This window comes from Patescibacteria group bacterium, assembly GCA_023473585.1.
GTDB lineage: Bacteria > Patescibacteriota > Microgenomatia > JAMCYU01 > JAMCYU01 > JAMCYU01.
In genome coordinates this window covers 18,971-36,524 of record JAMCYU010000008.1, presented here as the reverse complement: position 1 = coordinate 36,524, position 17,554 = coordinate 18,971, and the positions used below count along the sequence as shown (strand labels likewise).

Annotated in this window: 21 protein-coding genes, 2 tRNA genes and 1 pseudogene; 10 read left to right on the top strand and 14 right to left on the bottom strand. The window is 42.5% G+C overall.

All coding sequences use genetic code 11. The features are described 5' to 3' along the window. Positions 1–14: 14 nt before the first annotated feature. Complete coding sequence (locus M1575_03055; GenBank protein MCL5095681.1) at positions 15–1,079, top strand: hypothetical protein; 1,065 nt, start codon at positions 15–17, stop codon at positions 1,077–1,079. Position 1,080: 1 nt separating this feature from the next. On the opposite strand, the gene M1575_03050 is transcribed toward M1575_03055, so the two are convergent. Further along, a complete protein-coding gene (locus M1575_03050; GenBank protein MCL5095680.1) occupies positions 1,081–1,410 on the bottom strand; it encodes a hypothetical protein in 330 nt (109 codons plus the stop codon). Between the two features lie 159 nt (positions 1,411–1,569). Here M1575_03050 and M1575_03045 point away from each other — a divergent pair, with 159 nt between their 5' ends. Further along, positions 1,570–2,235: a VanW family protein gene (locus M1575_03045; protein ID MCL5095679.1), complete on the top strand. Its 666-nt coding sequence runs from the start codon at positions 1,570–1,572 to the stop codon at positions 2,233–2,235. Between the two features lie 37 nt (positions 2,236–2,272). Here the strand turns inward: M1575_03045 and M1575_03040 are convergent, their stop codons facing one another. Further along, entirely contained in the window at positions 2,273–2,479 is a 207-nt protein-coding gene (locus M1575_03040; GenBank protein ID MCL5095678.1) for a hypothetical protein, read from the bottom strand. 88 nt (positions 2,480–2,567) lie between these two features. Here M1575_03040 and M1575_03035 point away from each other — a divergent pair, with 88 nt between their 5' ends. Both M1575_03035 and M1575_03030 read left to right on the top strand, forming a co-directional pair. Further along, positions 2,568–3,560: a prolyl oligopeptidase family serine peptidase gene (locus M1575_03035; protein ID MCL5095677.1), complete on the top strand. Its 993-nt coding sequence runs from the start codon at positions 2,568–2,570 to the stop codon at positions 3,558–3,560. 21 nt (positions 3,561–3,581) lie between these two features. Beyond that, positions 3,582–4,412, top strand: coding sequence for a metallophosphoesterase (locus tag M1575_03030; GenBank protein MCL5095676.1), 831 nt, complete (start codon positions 3,582–3,584; stop codon positions 4,410–4,412). Positions 4,413–4,511: 99 nt separating this feature from the next. On the opposite strand, the gene M1575_03025 is transcribed toward M1575_03030, so the two are convergent. The 5 genes from M1575_03025 to M1575_03005 all read right to left on the bottom strand — a co-directional run bounded on the left by M1575_03025 (position 4,512) and on the right by M1575_03005 (position 6,335). Then, positions 4,512–4,736 (bottom strand): hypothetical protein, encoded by a 225-nt coding sequence (locus M1575_03025; GenBank protein MCL5095675.1) that lies wholly within the window; start codon positions 4,734–4,736, stop codon positions 4,512–4,514. A gap of 70 nt (positions 4,737–4,806) precedes the next feature. Further along, positions 4,807–4,889: transfer RNA gene (locus tag M1575_03020), tRNA-Tyr, on the bottom strand. 8 nt (positions 4,890–4,897) lie between these two features. Beyond that, a tRNA-Thr gene (locus tag M1575_03015) sits at positions 4,898–4,969 on the bottom strand. A 239-nt stretch (positions 4,970–5,208) separates the two neighbouring features. After that, positions 5,209–5,862, bottom strand: a complete 654-nt coding sequence (locus M1575_03010; GenBank protein ID MCL5095674.1) for a site-2 protease family protein — start codon at positions 5,860–5,862, stop codon at positions 5,209–5,211. 74 nt (positions 5,863–5,936) lie between these two features. Continuing rightward, positions 5,937–6,335 carry a four helix bundle protein gene (locus M1575_03005; protein ID MCL5095673.1) on the bottom strand — a complete coding sequence of 133 codons (399 nt, stop codon included), beginning with the start codon at positions 6,333–6,335 and terminating at the stop codon, positions 5,937–5,939. Between the two features lie 83 nt (positions 6,336–6,418). Here M1575_03005 and rpmB point away from each other — a divergent pair. Then, positions 6,419–6,586: pseudogene (rpmB, locus tag M1575_03000) on the top strand (50S ribosomal protein L28). Between the two features lie 105 nt (positions 6,587–6,691). Here rpmB and fmt read toward each other — a convergent pair. From fmt to M1575_02965, 7 genes are read right to left on the bottom strand one after another with little or no spacing between them, the layout of a single operon-like run. Beyond that, entirely contained in the window at positions 6,692–7,582 is an 891-nt protein-coding gene (gene fmt / locus M1575_02995; GenBank protein MCL5095672.1) for a methionyl-tRNA formyltransferase, read from the bottom strand. 1 nt (position 7,583) lies between these two features. Further along, on the bottom strand, positions 7,584–8,147 hold the full coding sequence (gene def / locus M1575_02990; GenBank protein ID MCL5095671.1) for a peptide deformylase: 564 nt from the start codon (positions 8,145–8,147) through the stop codon (positions 7,584–7,586). 12 nt (positions 8,148–8,159) lie between these two features. Then, positions 8,160–8,681, bottom strand: coding sequence for an AmmeMemoRadiSam system protein A (gene amrA / locus M1575_02985; protein ID MCL5095670.1), 522 nt, complete (start codon positions 8,679–8,681; stop codon positions 8,160–8,162). Further along, a complete protein-coding gene (locus M1575_02980; protein MCL5095669.1) occupies positions 8,674–9,381 on the bottom strand; it encodes a hypothetical protein in 708 nt (235 codons plus the stop codon). The genes amrA and M1575_02980 overlap by 8 nt, the downstream gene beginning before the upstream one ends. A 3-nt stretch (positions 9,382–9,384) precedes the next feature. Next, positions 9,385–9,837 carry a hypothetical protein gene (locus M1575_02975; GenBank protein ID MCL5095668.1) on the bottom strand — a complete coding sequence of 151 codons (453 nt, stop codon included), beginning with the start codon at positions 9,835–9,837 and terminating at the stop codon, positions 9,385–9,387. 14 nt (positions 9,838–9,851) lie between these two features. Then, entirely contained in the window at positions 9,852–10,886 is a 1,035-nt protein-coding gene (amrS, locus tag M1575_02970; protein ID MCL5095667.1) for an AmmeMemoRadiSam system radical SAM enzyme, read from the bottom strand. Further along, entirely contained in the window at positions 10,883–12,958 is a 2,076-nt protein-coding gene (locus M1575_02965) for an O-antigen ligase family protein (GenBank protein ID MCL5095666.1), read from the bottom strand. Before M1575_02965 ends, amrS begins: the two co-directional genes overlap by 4 nt. Positions 12,959–13,011: 53 nt before the next feature. On the opposite strand from M1575_02965, the gene M1575_02960 reads away from it, so the two are divergent. The 5 genes from M1575_02960 to M1575_02940 are packed head-to-tail and all read left to right on the top strand — an operon-like array spanning position 13,012 to position 17,542. Beyond that, entirely contained in the window at positions 13,012–14,079 is a 1,068-nt protein-coding gene (locus tag M1575_02960; GenBank protein ID MCL5095665.1) for a rod shape-determining protein, read from the top strand. Beyond that, positions 14,076–14,654 carry a hypothetical protein gene (locus M1575_02955; GenBank protein MCL5095664.1) on the top strand — a complete coding sequence of 193 codons (579 nt, stop codon included), beginning with the start codon at positions 14,076–14,078 and terminating at the stop codon, positions 14,652–14,654. The genes M1575_02960 and M1575_02955 overlap by 4 nt, the downstream gene beginning before the upstream one ends. A gap of 52 nt (positions 14,655–14,706) precedes the next feature. Then, positions 14,707–15,480 (top strand): rod shape-determining protein MreC, encoded by a 774-nt coding sequence (locus tag M1575_02950; protein ID MCL5095663.1) that lies wholly within the window; start codon positions 14,707–14,709, stop codon positions 15,478–15,480. Beyond that, positions 15,480–15,896, top strand: coding sequence for a rod shape-determining protein MreD (mreD, locus tag M1575_02945; GenBank protein MCL5095662.1), 417 nt, complete (start codon positions 15,480–15,482; stop codon positions 15,894–15,896). The genes M1575_02950 and mreD overlap by 1 nt, the downstream gene beginning before the upstream one ends. Next, the gene (locus M1575_02940) at positions 15,893–17,542 is read left to right on the top strand and encodes a penicillin-binding transpeptidase domain-containing protein (GenBank protein ID MCL5095661.1); all 1,650 of its coding nucleotides are present in this window, start codon (positions 15,893–15,895) and stop codon (positions 17,540–17,542) included. Before mreD ends, M1575_02940 begins: the two co-directional genes overlap by 4 nt. Positions 17,543–17,554 lie beyond the last annotated feature (12 nt).

Here is a 17,554-nt window from a genome sequence, read left to right as displayed (position 1 = left end):
GTTACGATAGAAACATGGTAAAGAAAGTTGGTTGTTTTTTAAAAACCTCCTCTCTTCAGGTGTTTTTAGGGGTGATTCTGGTAATAATGACGACAATTGGGGTTTTTCTTTTCTGGAATTCGACCAAAAAAGCCGAACAAATCCTTTCGGAAAGAGCCAAAACGCGCGAATTGATTTTGGCGCGCGCCGGAGCTTTGGCTATCAGTGATTTTTTCGAGTCCCGAAAAACAAAATTATTACTTTTGGCCAATATTGAAGAAATAAAATCCTTGGATCCGGTAAAAGGCAGGGCAATTACCCAAACATTTGTGCAGGAAATGATTGACCGGCCCATAACCAGCCTTGGTGTTATTGATAAAAACGGTAAAATTGTTTGGTCGGAAAATCCCCAGAAACAAAAAGTAGGTGAAGGAACTGATCTTTCGGACCGTGAGTATTTCCTTTGGGCGAAAAGTCAGACCCAAGGAGGAAAAGTGTATGTTTCAGTACCGGTTATCGCCAGGACGGGCCCGGCAAAGGGGACTTGGATCATCCTGATTACAACCCCGCTTTTTTACAAGAACCAATTTAACGGAGTTCTTTACGCCGTTGTGACCACGAAAGATTTAGTAGAAAAATACGTTAAGCCCTTAACCATATCTCCGTATTCGGTGCAAACGCTTTTAAATAAGGGAGGAGAAATCGTGGCTTCGTCAATAGCGGGAAATCCGGGTATTAATCTACTAAATAGCAATCCAAATTTGGCGACTAATTTGACAAAAGAAGAAGAAGGAAGCGTGATAACGGAATTAAATTATCCTGACGATCAATCATATAAAGCACTTATCGGTTATGCGCCGGTAAAAATCGATCAACAATTATGGTTTTTGCTGATTTCGGTTCCGTATAAAGAAGTTAAAGATCAACTGAATCCTTTTTCGGAAATTCAAGATCAGGGACTAGCGCTTTTACTTATCGGTTTAATCGTGGTCGTTCTTTTTCATGTTTTGGCGGCGAGAATCAGGGAAAGACAGGGATACATTAATGGATATTGTGATGGCGTAGAGGAATTAAAAAAACGCGAAAGAAAAACGAAATAATTTATTTAATCTTCTTTTCTTCTAGAAGTTTGTTTTTTAATTTTTTTTCGCAAGCCGGACAGATTTGTTCGTTTTGCCACGAAGGAGAGTAGGTTGGTTGGCCGCAGACAGAACAAAGAACGACTTGTATAGATTCTTTGCCAAATTTTTTTCGGGCAAGCTCGTCAAAACTTAAAATCAAAAAGAACACGCCAATTTGGACCATGGGTAAACCCAAAACGAGGCTCCAGACGCTGATTCTTAAAATGAGAATAATCACGCCGCCGGCCAAAATGGATAAGCAAATAATGGTTTGCAGAATGAAACGCAAAAGGGAAAAAGAGTTATTCATAAGATAGATTTATTTTAGCATAAAAAAGGGAAAGGGGAAATAATTATACGTAAAAGCCTTGGCCTAACTTGACTATCCTATAGTTTTTTGGTATAATGCGCCCCTAAATGAGAGTACCTGGCGGTACTCTTTTTTTATTCGCCTATGGAGGATTAATTTATGGGACAAATCTTGGTTTCTTTATCACTTTTAGGCTTAACGCTTGCAACACCGCTTGAGGCTACATCAGCGGGTTTTTTCAACGCGGTTGAAGAGATTTATAGTGAGCCCCTGGCGAAAAAGACCTTGGATTTAACAAATCGCTATCCGGAAAAAAGCGTTAACGAGGTTTTTGCCGACAATATTTTACTTAATTTGCATTATCTTAAGGGCGATGCCCAAAATAAGCCTGACTGGGAAAAAGTCAGACAACCTTTTGAGACCTCTTTTGTTTTGAAACCGAACGAGGCTTTTGCCTTTCATGAGGATATTTTGCCGGAATTTAAGGGCAAAATTGTCAAAACGACCGGCGCTCATTTTAACTGGGAAGACGGTTTTAAAAGCGACGGCTTTCTGGTTGGCGACGGCGTTTGTCATTTGGCAACCTTAATTAACTGGGTGGCTCAAGAAGCCCGTTTAAAAGTTATAGCTCCTTCTAATCATGATTTTTTGCCGGTTCCTGGAGTGCCCAGGGAATTCGGGACGGCGATTTTTTGGCTGCCCCAAAGCGGCTGGAAAAGTCAAAATCAAAATTTATACATTGAGAATGCTTTTAACTTTCCGGTTAAATTTACCTTTAAAGCCGATAGCCAAAAAGTAGAAGTGGCGATTACAAAGATTCAGTAACTTATTTTCTAATTCAAGACGAATTGGCGTCAGAAGTTTATTCAAACAGCTTTTGCTGAAATCTTATTCTTGCTTTTGGGACGATATGATTGACTTCTTCCATGTTTTCCGTTAAGAGTTGCGCCAGTGAATTTGTTCTCTCATGGGTTAAACAATCGAGAGCCAGGTTTAAAATCATGGCTTGGCTGGCGGCGCGGCTATTCTTTCCCGGCAGGCATTTTCTGGCTCGTTCTTTGTCGTTCATGTGATGGCATCTTAAATAATACCTAATAATTTGTCAAGCCATCGCCGGTCAAAACCGACGTTGTGTTAAAATGATTCTGAAGCGTAAAATGAAAAAATTAATCTTTTTACCGATCCTTTTTCTTTTCGTCACTGCCGGTTTTGTTTATTCGCAAACGACCTCGGCTAAAAAGAATCTGCCGGTGGTTTCTCCTTTATCCGACAAACCCAAAGAACCTGGCCTTTTGGAAAAATACGCCTTTGAAAATTTGCAAAAAAGACTTTTTATCGGTAGTCAAATCGAGATCGGCCGGGTTTTGGAGAAAAAGGAAAAATATACAAGTTATGTCTTTTTTTACCAATCCGACGGCAAAAAGATCAGTGGTCAGTTAAATTTGCCCAAAGGCGAGGGTAAATTTCCGGTTGTTCTTATGTTGCGCGGGTATGTTGACGATAAAATTTACACAACCGGCATGGGGACGAAAAAACCGGCGGCTTTTTTTGCCGAAAACGGATTTATAACTTTGGCGCCCGATTTTTTAGGTTTCGGTTATTCGGATACGACTTACCCCGATATTTTGGAAGACCGGTTTTACCGGCCGGTTGCTGTTTTGGATCTTTTCGCTTCAGTTAAGACGCTTAATCAGGCCAAAGCCGATAAAATTTTCCTCTGGGGACATTCCAACGGCGGTCAAATTGCCATCTCGGTTTTGGAAATAAGTCAAAAAATGATCCCGACGGTTCTTTGGGCACCGGTAACTAAGGGTTTTCCCGAGTCCGTGACGACCTACATGGATCAACTTGACGATTTGGGTTTAAAAGTCAAACAAAGATTAGACTTTTTTGTTAAAGATTATAATCCGCAAAAATTTTCTACGACTACTTATTTGGCCGATATTAAAGCGCCAATACAGGTTCACCAGGGGACAGGGGACGAATATATTGAAGTGGGTTGGACCGAAGATTTTGTCCAAAGACTGAAAAATTTGGGGAAACCGGTGACTTATTTTACTTATCAGGGCGATAATCATAATTTAAGCATCAATTGGGATCAGGTTACGGCGCGGGATTTGGAATTTTTTAAGAAAAATTTGAAGGAATAAGCTATACTTAAAACGTGGTTTATGAAAATCTTGCGCCGGATTTTATTTTTCTTTTTTCTGCTTTTGGTTTTAGTCCCTTTTCTTTTCCTTAAAGGCAAAGAAATCTCTCCTAAGGAAACGATTTCTCCTTTACCTAAAGTTTCGGCAACGTCTTTCCGTTTTGCCGTTTTATCGGATATCCATAGCGATACCGAAAGCCTGCAAAAGGCGATTGACAGGGTTAAGGCTGATAAAAGTGAATTCCTGGTGATTGCCGGTGACCTGACGACTTCGGGAGAGCTAGTGGAGCTTAAAAAAGTTAAGGCCGTTTTGGAGAAAAATGAATTGCCGTATTTTGTTTTACCCGGCAATCACGATTTATGGGCTTCGGGGATTAATTATTTCCGTGAGGTTTTTGGGCCGGACTTCCGGTCGTTTCAAAACCAAAAAATCAAATTTATTTTGGTCAATAATGCCGATGGTCAATTGGGCGTTGAGGGTGTAACCGGTTTAAACGGCGAGAATCAAGGGACGTGGTTGAGGCAAGAGTTACAGGAATGCCCGAAAATTTATTGTCTGGTTTTTACCCATATGCCCTTAAATCATGCTTATTTAAGCCATATTATGGGTGAGGATAGTCCGGAGGTAGCGAGTCAAGCCGCGAATTTAGTTAGAGAGTTTAAGGCCCTTAAGGTTAGAGAACTCTTTGCCGGCCACATTCATTATCTTGGTGCCTACGGATATGATGGGTTAAAAACCCAAACCGTTGGGGCGATTTATACCGAAAAAAAGACCCAGCCGGCCAGGTTTTTGGAGGTTAATGTTTCACTCCCAGAAGTCAATCTTGAGGAAAAAGAGATGTGGGTAGAATAATTTCAAAGGAACAGACGATCTGTTTTTTGCGCGCGCGAAAGATTTCAAGGGAGCGTCGAAGATGTATCGTAGCTCATACCATACGTTTAAAACTAGTAATTATTGAGCTTGGGAAAGAGGAGGTAGATTGAGGTGCCCTTCGATTCTTTCGACCCTTTTTCTTAAATCTAAATATTCTCGGTCGAAAAAGGCGATAATGGTTTTTTGATCGTTTCTGATTTGGGCAATATCCTGTTTGATAGGTTTTAGTTTAGCGTCAATAATTTTAGTCGTTTCTTCGTGAACGATTTTTTTGATTTGCGAAAGATCGTTTTTATCCAACATATGATCAAGATACCATGAGTTTTAGATCTTTTCAAGAGAGCAGTTACTGAGCGGACAAAGCTTGCGGAAGTGCCGGGAGCAGGATTCGAACCTACGTAGGCTTACGCCAGCAGTTTTACAGACTGCCCTCGTTGGCCACTTGAGTATCCCGGCCTTTTTTGAGCTGACGGTCGGGCTCGAACCGACAACCTGCTGTTTACAAAACAGCTGCTCTACCATTGAGCTACATCAGCTTGATTTCAGGAAAATTATATCACAAAGAAGAAGGAGAGCGAAAATGCCCCAGTTTTAGGCAGTAAGTAAGAAGTTTCCCCGGATAATCCAGGTGGGAGGGCTCAGCTAAAATCCGCAGACTTCAGCAATTCGCCCCGCCCTTAAGTTTAATGAAACTGTAGAGGAAAATAGTCTTACTCCACGCCTTAAAACCAGGGCAATTTCAGACTAGCACAAAATAGATCAACGTGTCAAGACATTAAATAATCGTGCCCAGGCCGGGGAGAAGAAGAGTGAGGACAAAATTAAGAAGAGGATTCATGATATTGGTCAAAAGCGAACCGCCGGCCATGGGAAAAAGCATTAAAAGCAAAAACAACAGGCCGTAATTTTCCAACTCTTCCCATTGAGAAGCCAAATTTTTCGGTAGAAAACCGGCCACGATCTTAAAGCCGTCCAGGGGCGAAACCGGAAGAAGGTTAAAAATTCCCAAAGAAACCGACATAATGATGAGGGGAACCAGAAGAGTCTGAATAAGAAGGTAAGCGGTTAAAGAAAAAGGTAGACCGGGGATAATTTTCAAAATAAAAGACAAAATGATGGCGGTCATTAAATTGGAACCCGGTCCGGCTAAAGAAATTAAGGCGGCATCGCGGCGGGGATTTTTAAGATTAAAAGGGTCAAAGGGAACGGGTTTGCCCCAGCCGAAGCGGGCGAAAAGCAAAAATAAAGTTCCCAGAGGATCAAGATGAACCAGGGGATTTAAGGTCAGCCGGCCCATTAAGCGGGCGGTGGGGTCGCCTAAGCGGTCAGAAGCCCAGGCGTGAGAGAATTCATGAATGGTAATGGCGACAAGTAAAGACAATGTCCAAACAAAAAAGGAAAACGGGTTATTGAAAAGCTCACCCAACATATTTTAATTAAAAATACTACCAATAAATACTAATACTACCAATAATCTAATATAATACTACAAATAAGCCAATATTACATCTTGGATTTGGTATTGGTAATAATACTGCTGATAATTTTGATGATTTCTTTATTTTCTTGGAGTATGGCGTTCATTCGTGGCTTAATCGACAAATTAGTATCGGCAATAAGAGTTAGCCAATAATTTGTTTCTTTGCTTTCTTTTCTTACGGTTGTGAGACAGTGAATAAAATCTTTTTTGGTGATACTACCATCAGCTTCTTGGTCGTTTGCCCCCATCGAAGTAGCCGAACGCATAACCTGATTAATTAAAACAAGATTTTGAGAAGTTTTTGGGAGAGCTTTAGTAAGTTCAATAACCCGGGTTACAAATTTATAGATTCGGTCATGGATATCAATGGTTTTTTGTTTTTGATATTTTTTATTTTCTGATTGATTATTTGAATTTGACATTGGTAAGTATTGGTAATATTCTATTTGTTGCTAAATCAGGTTTGCCTATGATATAGTATAACCTATTCTAAAAGGGGGTGTCTATGGCTCAAGTATGCGAAATTTGCGGTAAAGGAAAAAGGGTTGGTCATAATGTTTCCTATTCAAAACGCCGGACCAAAAGAGTCTTTTTGCCTAATTTACGTTTGGCGAAAATCCTGGTGGCCGGAAATCCGTCTGACTCTAAAAAGATTAAAATCTGCATGAAATGTTATTCTAAAGCCAAAAAAGAAGGCAAGATCGCGACTTATAAATTAGAAGCAAAAAAAGAACTCCCGAAAAAGAAACAAAAAAGCCGGTGAGAACGAAAAAAACGATTAAAAAGTAACCTCGAATTCGGGATAAGCTTGTTTAAATTGTCGCCACGAAACAGGATTTTTGCCTTCCAGTTGGACAGTATCAAGTATCAAGTATTTAGTATTAAGCGATAAGTGGGTTTCTAAAATTTTTAACCGCTTAACAATTGGTATTTGGCGTTTAGTGTTTAGTGTTATGTAAGTAAAGGCTCCCGGCCAGGGAATCATGGCGCGAACCAAACGGTCAATTTTAGGAGTGGGCCAATGCCAGTTAATTTTACCATCTTCCTTTTTAAGAAGAGGACAAAAAGTCGCTTTTTTATGGTCCTGAATTGTTGGAATAATTTTGTCTTCAATATATGGCTTTAAGATTGTTAATAAGATATCCGTTGTCTTACTAAAAAGCCTAGTCAAAAGGCTTTCGGTGGTGTCGTCGGCTTTTATTTTTTCTCTAAACTGGGTAACGATGGGACCGTGATCCATGAGGTTATCCATTTTAAAAATGGTCACGCCGGTTTCCTTGTCGCCTGCTAAAATTGCGGCCGGGACCGGCGAGGCGCCGCGGTATTTGGGTAAAAGCGAAGGATGGATAACCAAAATGCCCTTGGGAAAAAAATCAATGATTTCCTGGGGAATGATCTTGCCGTAAGCGGCGAGAACGCCAAGATCACCTTGGATATTGGATAATGGGAATTGGGAATTAGTAGTAGATAGTTTTTCCGGAGTAAAAACTGGGATTTTATGACTAAGCGCCCATTGTTTGACAGGAGAAGGAGTGAGAATTTGCTTGCGGCCAACCGGTTTATCAGGACTGGTAATAACAGCGGCAAGGTGGAATTCTTTTAAATCACGTAGGGCCTCGCAAATCGGTAAGACGAAATCAGGTGTGCCAAAAAAAACTGTATTAATCATCTTAGGCTAATTCTATTTCTATCAGTTCTTCTTCGCCCTTTTTATTTTTTTCAATTTGATAAAACTTACCCTTTTGCTCGACGGTTCGGGAAGAGAAAAGGCGGCCGTCTAAATGGTCCATCTCATGCTGAATAATGGTGGCCATAAAGCCGGAGAATTTTTTCACATGCGTTTTGCCGTCGGGTGTTTGGTATTTAAGAGTAACCCTTTCGTGTCTTTTAACCACGCCCCAAATTTTAGGGATGGAAAGACAGCCTTCGAGTTTATTCGAAGAAAAGCTCTGCTTATTATCCCTTTCGGGGACACCACTGGTTAATTCCTCGGACTGGTCTTTTAATTCGGGATTAATAAAAACGCCAATTGTCGATTTCGGCCAGGGCTTTGTTAAAAAAATCCGCAGCGGCTTACCGACTTGGGGAGCGGCCAGACCAACCCCTTTCGGATTTTCCGCTGCCAAGAGCGTTTTTTTCATTTCCTCAACTAGTTCCAGGATCTTTTTATCAATTTTTTCAACCGGCTTTGCCTTTTGAAAAAGAACCGGATGGGGAATTTTAACAATTTCCATGAGCCGATTTTATCATTTTTCCGCGTGTCTTTCTACCCGGAAGCGCAAAAAGGAAACCGGTTCGGTTTCGGCAATTCCGGCTTTTTGCCGGCAGACAGATATTTGTTGCTCGATTGTCTCCACCCCTTCCAAATCGGGCAGAAGCAGGCCGCGGCGGCCGTCAGCCGTGGTGACAATCAGACCGTATTTTTTGGGGTTAAGATCTTTTTTCTCGGCCGGTTCCGGTTCGGAGAGAATATCAACGCTGTAAACTAAATCAGGCAATTCTTGGGCCAAAATTGCCGAAAAGCGGGGATCGGCTGTGGCCGATTCGATAGCATTACGGACAATCTCGTGGGCGAGGTTATCCTGCGTAGGCAGAAATGTTCCGATACAGCCTCTTAAAGAACCGTCTTTTTGGTGAATTGAAATAAAGACGCCGGCTTTTTTAGTCAGCATTTCTTTCGGCAAGTCCCTGGGCAAAGAAATAACCTGGCCCGTTTTAACATACTCCTCAACGGTTTTTTGCGCTAATAAAAGATAAGAATCAATCATAAAGTTTTGCGACCAGATAACCGACGCCAAACGGCCCCTCATATGATAAGATTTCCGGTTGCCAATTAATTTTTTCCTGTTCCAGGGCACCTAAAAGGAGGCAAAAACTTCGCAGGCCGCATTCGCCGGCTTCTTCGGCCAATTCCGGATCCAAATTTAAAATTCCCCGGGTGTTCTTCTTCTTTAAAAGTTCAATAAATTTCTGGTCAAATTTAGGGCCGGAAGGATGAAAACCGTAAGGTCCGTCTTTTTTAAGCCGATGGCTCATATCGCCTGAGGCAATCCAGGCCAGCCGCAATTTTGGAGGAATAGCCTTAATTATTTCTTGGCCATAGCGATAATGTTTCTGAGGTGAGTTTAACGTTGTTAGGATAGGCAAAATTGCGGAATTTTTAATTTCTAAATCTGAATTCCTAAATAATTGACCTAATTTTTTAATTAAGAATTGGTCATTGGACATTAAAATTTGTTTAGAATTTAGAAATTGGAAATTAGGATTTAAAAAATACAGGGGGACATTGATACCCCAGTCGGGATGGGGACTGGAGATAATCACGATATCCGGTTTGGCTTTTTCGAGTTTTGGCGCCAAAGATGTAAGAGCTGAAATGGTGTGTTTGACTTTTCGGCGGTCAGCGGGGCTGCCAATATTTGGCAAAAGCAGAGGCGGATGAGGAGAAAGACAACCAAAAACAAACATAATTTAAGGTTTAGCTGTTGGTTTTCCCCGGGCGATTTCTTTTAATTTTGCTTCATCAATAACGCGCCAATAAACTCTTTGATTATAACGATCGGCTTTTTCTTGGGGAACAATTTGCAAAGCGCCCCGATTAACCAATTCTTGCAGAGCTTTTCCGGTTGCTTGACATTCCTGGGGAAAGACGTCAAAGTGATCTTGAGCAGTAAAAAGAGGGATATGTCCTAAGGCAGCTAAAACGTCTCTTAGAGAAAACGGATTGTCCCAATAAGTGTCTTGGCCGAGAACTTTTTCTCTGATCGGATTTCCCATATTCTCAAGGAGTCTTTGGGCCGTGATCTGGGGAGTGATATTTTCTTTTGGCACCGGAGGGACCGGATCCATGGCATCAAAAACTTTTCCCAAAAATTGTCTGACCGGGTTGCTGCTTTTTACTGGCGTTTCACTGAATTCATTCATATAAAATTATCCTATCACATTATAATTTTTAAGTCATCTTGGCATTTTAGACAATGGCCTTTTTGGTCAACGCCTAAAATTTCGACTTGATAGCCGTCTCTTTTAATCGCCAATTGGCCGCATTTGGGGCAAAAAGTGTCGTCTTCTCCCTCAACCGCTAAATTGCCGATATAAACGAATTTTAAGCCCTCTTTCAGGCCGATCTCTCTGGCTCTAAAAAGCGTTGCTTCGGGAGTCGGCGGGACGTCCTGCATTTCGGCATCAGGGTAAAAACGGGTAACGTGCCATGGCGTTTTAACGCCCAAATTTTCCTTAATAAACCGGGCGATTTTGGTAAGCATTTTGGGGCCATCATTCCAACCGGGGACAATATTAGTGACGGTCTCAAGATGAATCTTGGGATATTGATCATGGACATATTTGGTCATTTTGAAAATGTCCGCCGCCCGGGGGATTTTGATTAATTGCTGATAGAATTTATCGTCAAGGGATTTTAAATCGACCCGATACACATCAAGATAGGGAGCAATTTGATCAATTGCTTCCTGACTTGCATAACCGTTGGTGACCCAAACCGTATAAAGGTTTTCCGCTTTGGCCAATTTGAACAGATCGAGGCCGTATTCAAGCCAGATTACCGGCTCGTTGTAGGTTAAGGCAATACCTTTGGCGTCCTGTATAAGAGCCATTTTGCAGGCTGCCCCCGGCGTTATTTGCAGTTTAGAAGTTTCAGCCTTAAAGTTTTTGGCTGAAGGGTCGGCATAGGCGATTTCCCAGTTTTGACAAAAGCGACAGCGAAAGTTACAGCCGAAAGTCCCCAGGGAAAAACATAAGGAGCCCGGTTTAAAATGGAAAACCGGTTTTTTTTCGATCGGATCGTTATAACAGGAAGAGACTAAGCCGTAAACAGTCGTATAAAGCTTGCCCGCAAAATTTTTTCTGGTTTGACAGTAACCAACCTGATCCTTGGCAATTAAACACTGACGCCGACAGACATGACAGCGTACCGAGGCATCTTTTAGTTTTTCGTAGAGAATCGCTTCTTTCATTGACCCCATTCTTTGAGTTTGTCTTTAACCGAAGCGGCATCACTTGAGATTTTTTCCAAAATATACCGAAGCTGAATTATGGCCTCATCTTGGCGGCCGGCCTCTTTATAATACAAGGCCAAAGCGAACCGCGCGTCCTGATAATTTGGCTTTAGGGAAACGGTATCTTCTAAAGTTTTGATCGCCATTTTGGGATTATTGTTTCTGCCATAAAGCAGAGCCAGATTGTAAGAAATTTTCGCGTCCGTCGGCGCCAGTTTTTGCGCCTTCATAATGGCCGTCAAAGCGTCCTCGTTATATTTGGGATCAATCGTGGCTAAGGTATAATAAACCTTAGTTTGGGTTTTCCAAAAATTGACGTTGAAAGGTGAAATCTTTAAGGCTAATTTATTTTGGGCAATCGCTTCGTCGGCCAATTGCGAAGAGACAGTGGCTTCTTTTTGTTCCCAGGCCGCCGAAGCTAAAAGTGCCGCCGTATAGGCAAGTTCATCCCGGTAAAAGGGTTCGCCCTGATTAAGATTTATAGCCTCATGATAAGCAAAATAAGCGTCTTTATAAGAGTCGGACTTGGTTAAAAGATAACCTTTGTTAAAAACCGTGTCGGCATACCACATTCTGCCCAGTGAAAAAAGAAAAGAAAAAAGAGAAAACACTAAAAGAAGCAAAAAAACTTTTTGTTTTGGCGACAAAGGATTTTGCGGGATTGCTTTTTCCGTGTTTTGTTTGGTGAAAATAAGCCAACTCATCCCCGGAATCAAGTAAAAGTAAAGGGCGACGGTGACGACGGAAAAGCCGAAAAAGTTGGTGATTAAAATCGAGAGCCAACCGGAGAAAAGAGCGATTAACAAATTTCTAATTGGTCTAATTTCTAATTGGTCTAATTTAAAATTGAAAATTTTCTTGGTGTTCCACACGATGATCCACCCGATCAAGAGTAAATAGCTTCCCAAACCGACGAAGCCGGTCGTCGCTGCGTAGTTTAGATATTCGTTATGCGCTTTATTGTATAAAAAGTCCCATTCGGAGACCAAATTGTGTTCTTGGGGACGATATTGATAATAAGCATAAGCAAAGGTTTCCACCCCGGAGCCGAAAAGCGGGTAATGGCGGGCAATATCCCAGGCTCCCTTCCAAACGATTTTTCTGATCTCTCCCGACTCGGTGCCGCCGGTTTCCATGGCGGTTCCCAAGGGTTTTAAAACGGCAGTTTGGGCCGGTTTTACAATAAACTCCTGGATTTTCGGTGTCCAGGGGGTGCCGACGATTAAAAGAAGGAAAAAATAAGAAAGCGTAAGGAAAAGAAAAGGACGCAAGATAACTTTTAAATTTTGTTTATTGGCAACAAAAAAGCCGCTCCAAAAAAGCAAATAAGTAAGACCGAAAGCGATAAGACCCGAACGGGATTTGGTAAAAAGAAGCGTCAAATAATAGATTATAGATACTAGATAATAGAAGATTGTCCTTCGATCCATCACCCATGATTTACCATCGGAAATGAGAATGAATGCCCAGGTTAAGGGTAAAAGAATGACAAGATAAGCGGCGAGCCAATTCGGCTGACCCAAAGTTGAGAAAACCCGATTCATGACGTCCTGAACCCAAAGATCTTTGTCAATCCCGAAATGCTCCAAAAAGCCGTAAAAAGAAACGAGCAAGCCTGACAATAAAGAGATTTTGAAAAGTTTAATGACCCTTTCGCGATCGAGATTACTGACCAAAGCGTAATAAAGAAGAAGGTAACTTATAGTTGAGATCAAACCGCCGTGAAAGCGCGAATAATAGCCCCAAAGCGAAACGTGCCGATCTAATGAAACAAAGGTACTTAATAATTGCGTTGTGAAAAAGAGCAGAATTGGCAGATCAAAGGGGGTCCTTTGAAAAATTATCTTCTTTTGACCGACCATTTTGCCAAGCCAGGCGACGACGATAAGCGTCGTTAAAGCGTAAACAGCCATCATTTTGTTATATTCAAAAAGCTCGTAATTAAGAGGCGTTAAAAGCAGGGGGATGAAGAAAAAGAGAGAAGAAAAGCCAAAGACGATCACTCGCTCACAAAGCCGGCTCACTTTCATGAGCCTAGTATATCACAAAAAATTGGGATGTGATAAAATGATTTTTAATCATGATGTTCGATTCCATCTTTGCCTTATTTTCCCATGATTTAGCCATTGATTTGGGGACGGCCAATATCCTCGTTTTGGTTAAAGGCAAGGGGATTGTCATCCGCGAACCTTCGTGTGTGGCCAGACAAAAAAAAACGAAAAGAATCCTAGCCATTGGTTTTGAAGCCAAAAAAATGATGGGAAAAACGCCGGGAACGATCGAAGCTTTCCGGCCTTTGCGCGACGGCGTCATTGCTGATTTTGACGCGACGGAAGCGATTTTAACCTCTTATATTAAGAAAGTCCACCAAAGAGCTGATCCTGACCAATTCCCCAGAAATTTTATGCCGACGGTGGCTCGGCCAAGAGTGGTCATCGGGATTCCTTCCGGGGTGACCGAAGTGGAGCGACGGGCGGTTCAGGAAGCGGCTTTGGCGGCCGGCGCCCGCAAGGCCTATTTAATTGAAGAGCCGATGGCGGCTGCGATCGGGGCCGGTTTACCCATTAAAGATGCCGGCGGGTCTTTTATCTGTGACATCGGCGGGGGAACGACGGAGATGGCGGTCATTTCTTTGGGCGGAATTGTCGTTTCCAGGTGTTTACGAACTGCCGGCGATGAAATGGACGAGGCGATTATTGCTTTTTGCCGTCTTAAATATTCCCTTTTAATCGGCGAGACGACCGCCGAAGAGGTTAAAATGCAAATCGGTTCGGCTTATCCCTTGGCTGAAGAAAAAAACACGGTTATAAGAGGCCGCGACCTGGAAACCGGGTTGCCCAAATCGATTAAAATCGGCAGCGCCGAGATACGCGAAGCTTTGGCGCCGGTTTTGAACGAAATTACGGAAGGGATTGCGGAAATTATCGAAGAGACACCGCCGGAGCTGGTTGGTGATTTAATGGAAAGAGGTTTAGCCTTGGCCGGCGGCGGTTCGCTTTTGGCGGGAATGGAAAAATTGGTCGCTCAAGAGACGAAAATGCCGGTCTGGCGAGCCGATGATCCGCAAACCTGTGTCGTTAAGGGTTGCGGTAAGGTCTTGGAAGATGAGGCGTTGCTGGCTCAAGTCAGAGTGACCGGAGGCTTACGGTGAAAAAGAAAACAGCGGCCTTGATCAGTTTTCTTTTTAATCCGTCCTTCACTTTTCCTTTGCTTTTGCTTTTGGTCATTTTGAAAGCCCATCTTACCTTTGATCAGGAAAAATTAATTCTGCCTTTGATTTTTTTCATTGACCTTGTCGTGCCGGCGATTTTATGGACAATTTTTATGAAAAAAGGCTGGATTTCTGACTGGGAGATGACAAAAAGGTTGGAAAGAATCAATTTTTATTTAATTCTCTCGTTTCTTTTTTTTCTGGGGACGATGATTGTCTATTTTTTCGGCAACAGCCTGGCCGGGAATCTTTATTTAATTTTTTCCCTGGCTTTTTTCCTGGCGACCTTAATCACCCTTTTTTGGAAAATAAGCATTCATCTGCTTGTTGACACGCTTTTTATCAACATTCTTAACTATCTTTTTCCCGGGTTTTTTTTCCTTTATCTTTTTTTGCCGCCGATTGCCTGGTCGCGTTATGTCCGCCATAAACACACCCCCGCGCAGCTTTTAGGCGGTTTCTTACTCTCTTTTCTGGTTTTTTGGATCGGTTGGTATTTCCTGCTTCGTTCCTAAGATAAGAATTCTTGCTTCTTGAAAGGTAAAAGCTTAAAATCTAATTTAGCCTATGCCGAGGAAACAACTTTTACCGCTTTTTTTATTTTTTATCTTCATCACTCTGTTTGTGATTTTGACGGAGAACGCCGGATTGTTAAAACCTTTAAGGGTTTTAGCCGAAAAAATTACCCTGCCCTTAAGAGGCGGCATTTTCCAAACCTGGCAGGGAGGAAGGCAAACCTTTCAGGCTTTAATTTCCTGGCGAACGAATGAGCAAAAGATTGTTAAGCTTGAAAAAGAAGTGAAGACGTTACAAAACCAAACCTTACAAATGGGGCTTTTGGCAGAGGAAAATAAGGCTCTGCGTCAACAATTGGAGGCGCCGTTGCCGGCCAGTTACCAATTTCTTCCGGCGAAGACGTTGGGCTTGGTTAGATATCTGGTTATTGATAAAGGTGAAAAAGATAAGGTTCAAGTCGGCGCCACCGTTATTTCGGAAAATATTTTACTGGGAAAAGTGACGGCGGTAACGCCGCAAACCAGTCAGGTCCTTTTGCCGATTGATCCTGATTCCAAAATTCCGGTGAGAACTTTCAAAACCGGCGCCAGAGGGCTAGTCGTCGGTGAATTCGGCACCAAAGCCGTTTTGACCAAGGTTTTACAGTCGGAAATTTTAGAAACCGGTGATTTGGTCGTGACGACAGGGGAAGGCGGCTACGCGCGCGATCTTCTCCTGGGTAAAATCGGGAAAATAAGCAAAAACGAAGTTGACCCTTTCCAAAAAGCGGGAGTCGAATCGCTTTTAGACTTTGCCAAACTGGAAAATGTTTTTTTACTAAAATAATGTCCTTAATCTTTCTTTTTTCTCTTATTTTTTTCTTTTCGTTGTTAGAGGCAACGGTGACTTCTTTGAACCTGGTTTTGCTGGTTATTGTCTTGTGGTCGGCTTTAAAAGTGGCCGAGGAAGGCTTTGTCGTGGCCTTTTTCGCCGGTCTTATTTTGGACATTCTTAAAGGTCAACCTTTGGGTTCTTCCAGTCTTTTTTTCTTAACCGTCAGTTTTTTAATTTATGTTTATAAAAATCGCTTTCGGGCCGATAAAGTCGCTTTTTTATGGCCGGTATCCTTAATCACGGTTTTTCTTGATCACTGGCTTTTTAAGCAAGTTTTAATTCCCTGGCAAATACTGGTAAATTCAGTCTTGATTATTTTCTTTTTGCCGTTTTTTAAAAAAATTCCTAAGATAAACCAAGAAAGATGAGATGGCGCTATTTACCTTTCTATCTTCTTTTAATTTTTTCTTTTTGGTTTCTGATCATCCGTTTAATTGATTTAACCGTGGTTCGGGGTGGTTATTTCCGCGATCTTTCCGAGGGTAATCGCATTCAGGAAAAATTTATCAGAGCCCCTCGGGGCATTATTTATGATCGTCACCGCCAGGTTTTGGTCAGAAACACGCCGGTTTATAAAAAATGTGATGCCGGCAATCAAGCGGGAAGAAGAAATGATTGCCAAGTCATCAGCCGCGAAGAGGCTTTGGCGATGGAAACCAAAGGAGGAACGGAGGCGGGGCGTTTAATCACGGACTTAAAAAGAGAATATCCCTGGGGAGGAATTTTAGCTCATGTTTTGGGCTATATCGGCGAGGTTACCGATAAGGAACTTGACGCCGAAAGCTTAAAAAGCTTGGATTATAAACTGGGCGATTTAAAAGGCAGGACCGGTGTTGAGGAGCAACATGAAAAAACCTTGCGCGGTGTTGACGGCAAAGAATTGATTGAAGTTGACGCGGCCGGCTCTAAACTTAAAACTTTAGGTAAGATTGAGCCGGTTGCCGGAGAGGCACTGGATTTGACGATTGATTTAAACCTTCAAAAAGTCGCCGCTGACGCTTTGGAAGGAAAAACGGGCGCCGTTTTGGTTTCCCAACCGCAAACCGGCGAAATTTTAGCCTTATATTCCTCACCGACTTTTGATCCTAACGAAATCAGTCAAAAAACGCTGGAAGATTTGGAAAAACCGATGTTTGATCGGACGATTTCCGGTCTTTATCCGCCCGGTTCAATTTTCAAAATTATCACGGCCACCGCCGGTTTGGAAACCGGAAAAATTGATAAGGAAACTTTGGTTGAGGATACCGGGGTGATTACGATTGGTCCTTATAAATATCCTAATTGGTTTTGGCTGCAGTACGGCAAAACCGATGGTCTTTTAAATATTGTCACGGCTTTAAAAAGATCAAACGACATTTATTTCTATAAAGTCGGGGAGTGGGTGGGAGTGGAAAAGTTGGCTCAATGGGCCGGAAAAATGGGCGTCGGCAAAATTTTAGGTATTGACTTGCCCGGTGAAGCGGCCGGGGTCATGCCGACGCCGGAGTGGCGCAAAAAAACCCGCGGGGACGAGTGGTATTTGGGCGACACCTATCATTTAGCCATTGGTCAGGGAGATTTGCAGGTGACGCCCCTCCAGGCGAATTTTTGGACGAATGTCATTGCCAATGGCGGCAAGCTTTGCCGGCCGACTTTACTGAAAAACCAGGACTGTAAAGATTTGGGCCTTAAAAAAGAAACCATCGGTTTAATTAAGGAGGGGATGAAAGAGGCGTGTTCGACCGGGGGGACGGGTTGGCCGTTTTTTGAGTTTAAAGTTCAGAGTTCGGAGTTCGGAGAGAGAAAAATTTCGGTGGCCTGCAAGACAGGGACGGCGGAATACGGCGATCCGCAGAATAAAACCCACGCCTGGTTTACGGTCTTCGCCCCCTTGCCCGCCGAAAAGTCAGCGAAGGCGGCCCCTGCAGACGAACCCGAATTAACAATAACCGTTTTGGTGGAAGGAGGCGGTGAAGGTTCCAACGTCGCCGCGCCGATTGCCAAAAAGATTTTGGAAGAATGGTTTAACAGGTAGATAAAAAAAGCA

What these genes read in the sequence shown, in the direction of transcription:
- M1575_03055 (MCL5095681.1), top strand. Translation starts at nt 15, where the DNA reads ATGGTAAAGAAAGTTGGTTGTTTTTTAAAAACCTCCTCTCTTCAGGTG.
- M1575_03050 (MCL5095680.1), bottom strand. Translation starts at nt 1,410, where the DNA reads ATGAATAACTCTTTTTCCCTTTTGCGTTTCATTCTGCAAACCATTATT.
- M1575_03045 (MCL5095679.1), top strand. Translation starts at nt 1,570, where the DNA reads ATGGGACAAATCTTGGTTTCTTTATCACTTTTAGGCTTAACGCTTGCA.
- M1575_03040 (MCL5095678.1), bottom strand. Translation starts at nt 2,479, where the DNA reads ATGAACGACAAAGAACGAGCCAGAAAATGCCTGCCGGGAAAGAATAGC.
- M1575_03035 (MCL5095677.1), top strand. Translation starts at nt 2,568, where the DNA reads ATGAAAAAATTAATCTTTTTACCGATCCTTTTTCTTTTCGTCACTGCC.
- M1575_03030 (MCL5095676.1), top strand. Translation starts at nt 3,582, where the DNA reads ATGAAAATCTTGCGCCGGATTTTATTTTTCTTTTTTCTGCTTTTGGTT.
- M1575_03025 (MCL5095675.1), bottom strand. Translation starts at nt 4,736, where the DNA reads ATGTTGGATAAAAACGATCTTTCGCAAATCAAAAAAATCGTTCACGAA.
- M1575_03010 (MCL5095674.1), bottom strand. Translation starts at nt 5,862, where the DNA reads ATGTTGGGTGAGCTTTTCAATAACCCGTTTTCCTTTTTTGTTTGGACA.
- M1575_03005 (MCL5095673.1), bottom strand. Translation starts at nt 6,335, where the DNA reads ATGTCAAATTCAAATAATCAATCAGAAAATAAAAAATATCAAAAACAA.
- fmt (MCL5095672.1), bottom strand. Translation starts at nt 7,582, where the DNA reads ATGATTAATACAGTTTTTTTTGGCACACCTGATTTCGTCTTACCGATT.
- def (MCL5095671.1), bottom strand. Translation starts at nt 8,147, where the DNA reads ATGGAAATTGTTAAAATTCCCCATCCGGTTCTTTTTCAAAAGGCAAAG.
- amrA (MCL5095670.1), bottom strand. Translation starts at nt 8,681, where the DNA reads ATGATTGATTCTTATCTTTTATTAGCGCAAAAAACCGTTGAGGAGTAT.
- M1575_02980 (MCL5095669.1), bottom strand. Translation starts at nt 9,381, where the DNA reads ATGTTTGTTTTTGGTTGTCTTTCTCCTCATCCGCCTCTGCTTTTGCCA.
- M1575_02975 (MCL5095668.1), bottom strand. Translation starts at nt 9,837, where the DNA reads ATGAATGAATTCAGTGAAACGCCAGTAAAAAGCAGCAACCCGGTCAGA.
- amrS (MCL5095667.1), bottom strand. Translation starts at nt 10,886, where the DNA reads ATGAAAGAAGCGATTCTCTACGAAAAACTAAAAGATGCCTCGGTACGC.
- M1575_02965 (MCL5095666.1), bottom strand. Translation starts at nt 12,958, where the DNA reads ATGAAAGTGAGCCGGCTTTGTGAGCGAGTGATCGTCTTTGGCTTTTCT.
- M1575_02960 (MCL5095665.1), top strand. Translation starts at nt 13,012, where the DNA reads ATGTTCGATTCCATCTTTGCCTTATTTTCCCATGATTTAGCCATTGAT.
- M1575_02950 (MCL5095663.1), top strand. Translation starts at nt 14,707, where the DNA reads ATGCCGAGGAAACAACTTTTACCGCTTTTTTTATTTTTTATCTTCATC.
- mreD (MCL5095662.1), top strand. Translation starts at nt 15,480, where the DNA reads ATGTCCTTAATCTTTCTTTTTTCTCTTATTTTTTTCTTTTCGTTGTTA.
- M1575_02940 (MCL5095661.1), top strand. Translation starts at nt 15,893, where the DNA reads ATGAGATGGCGCTATTTACCTTTCTATCTTCTTTTAATTTTTTCTTTT.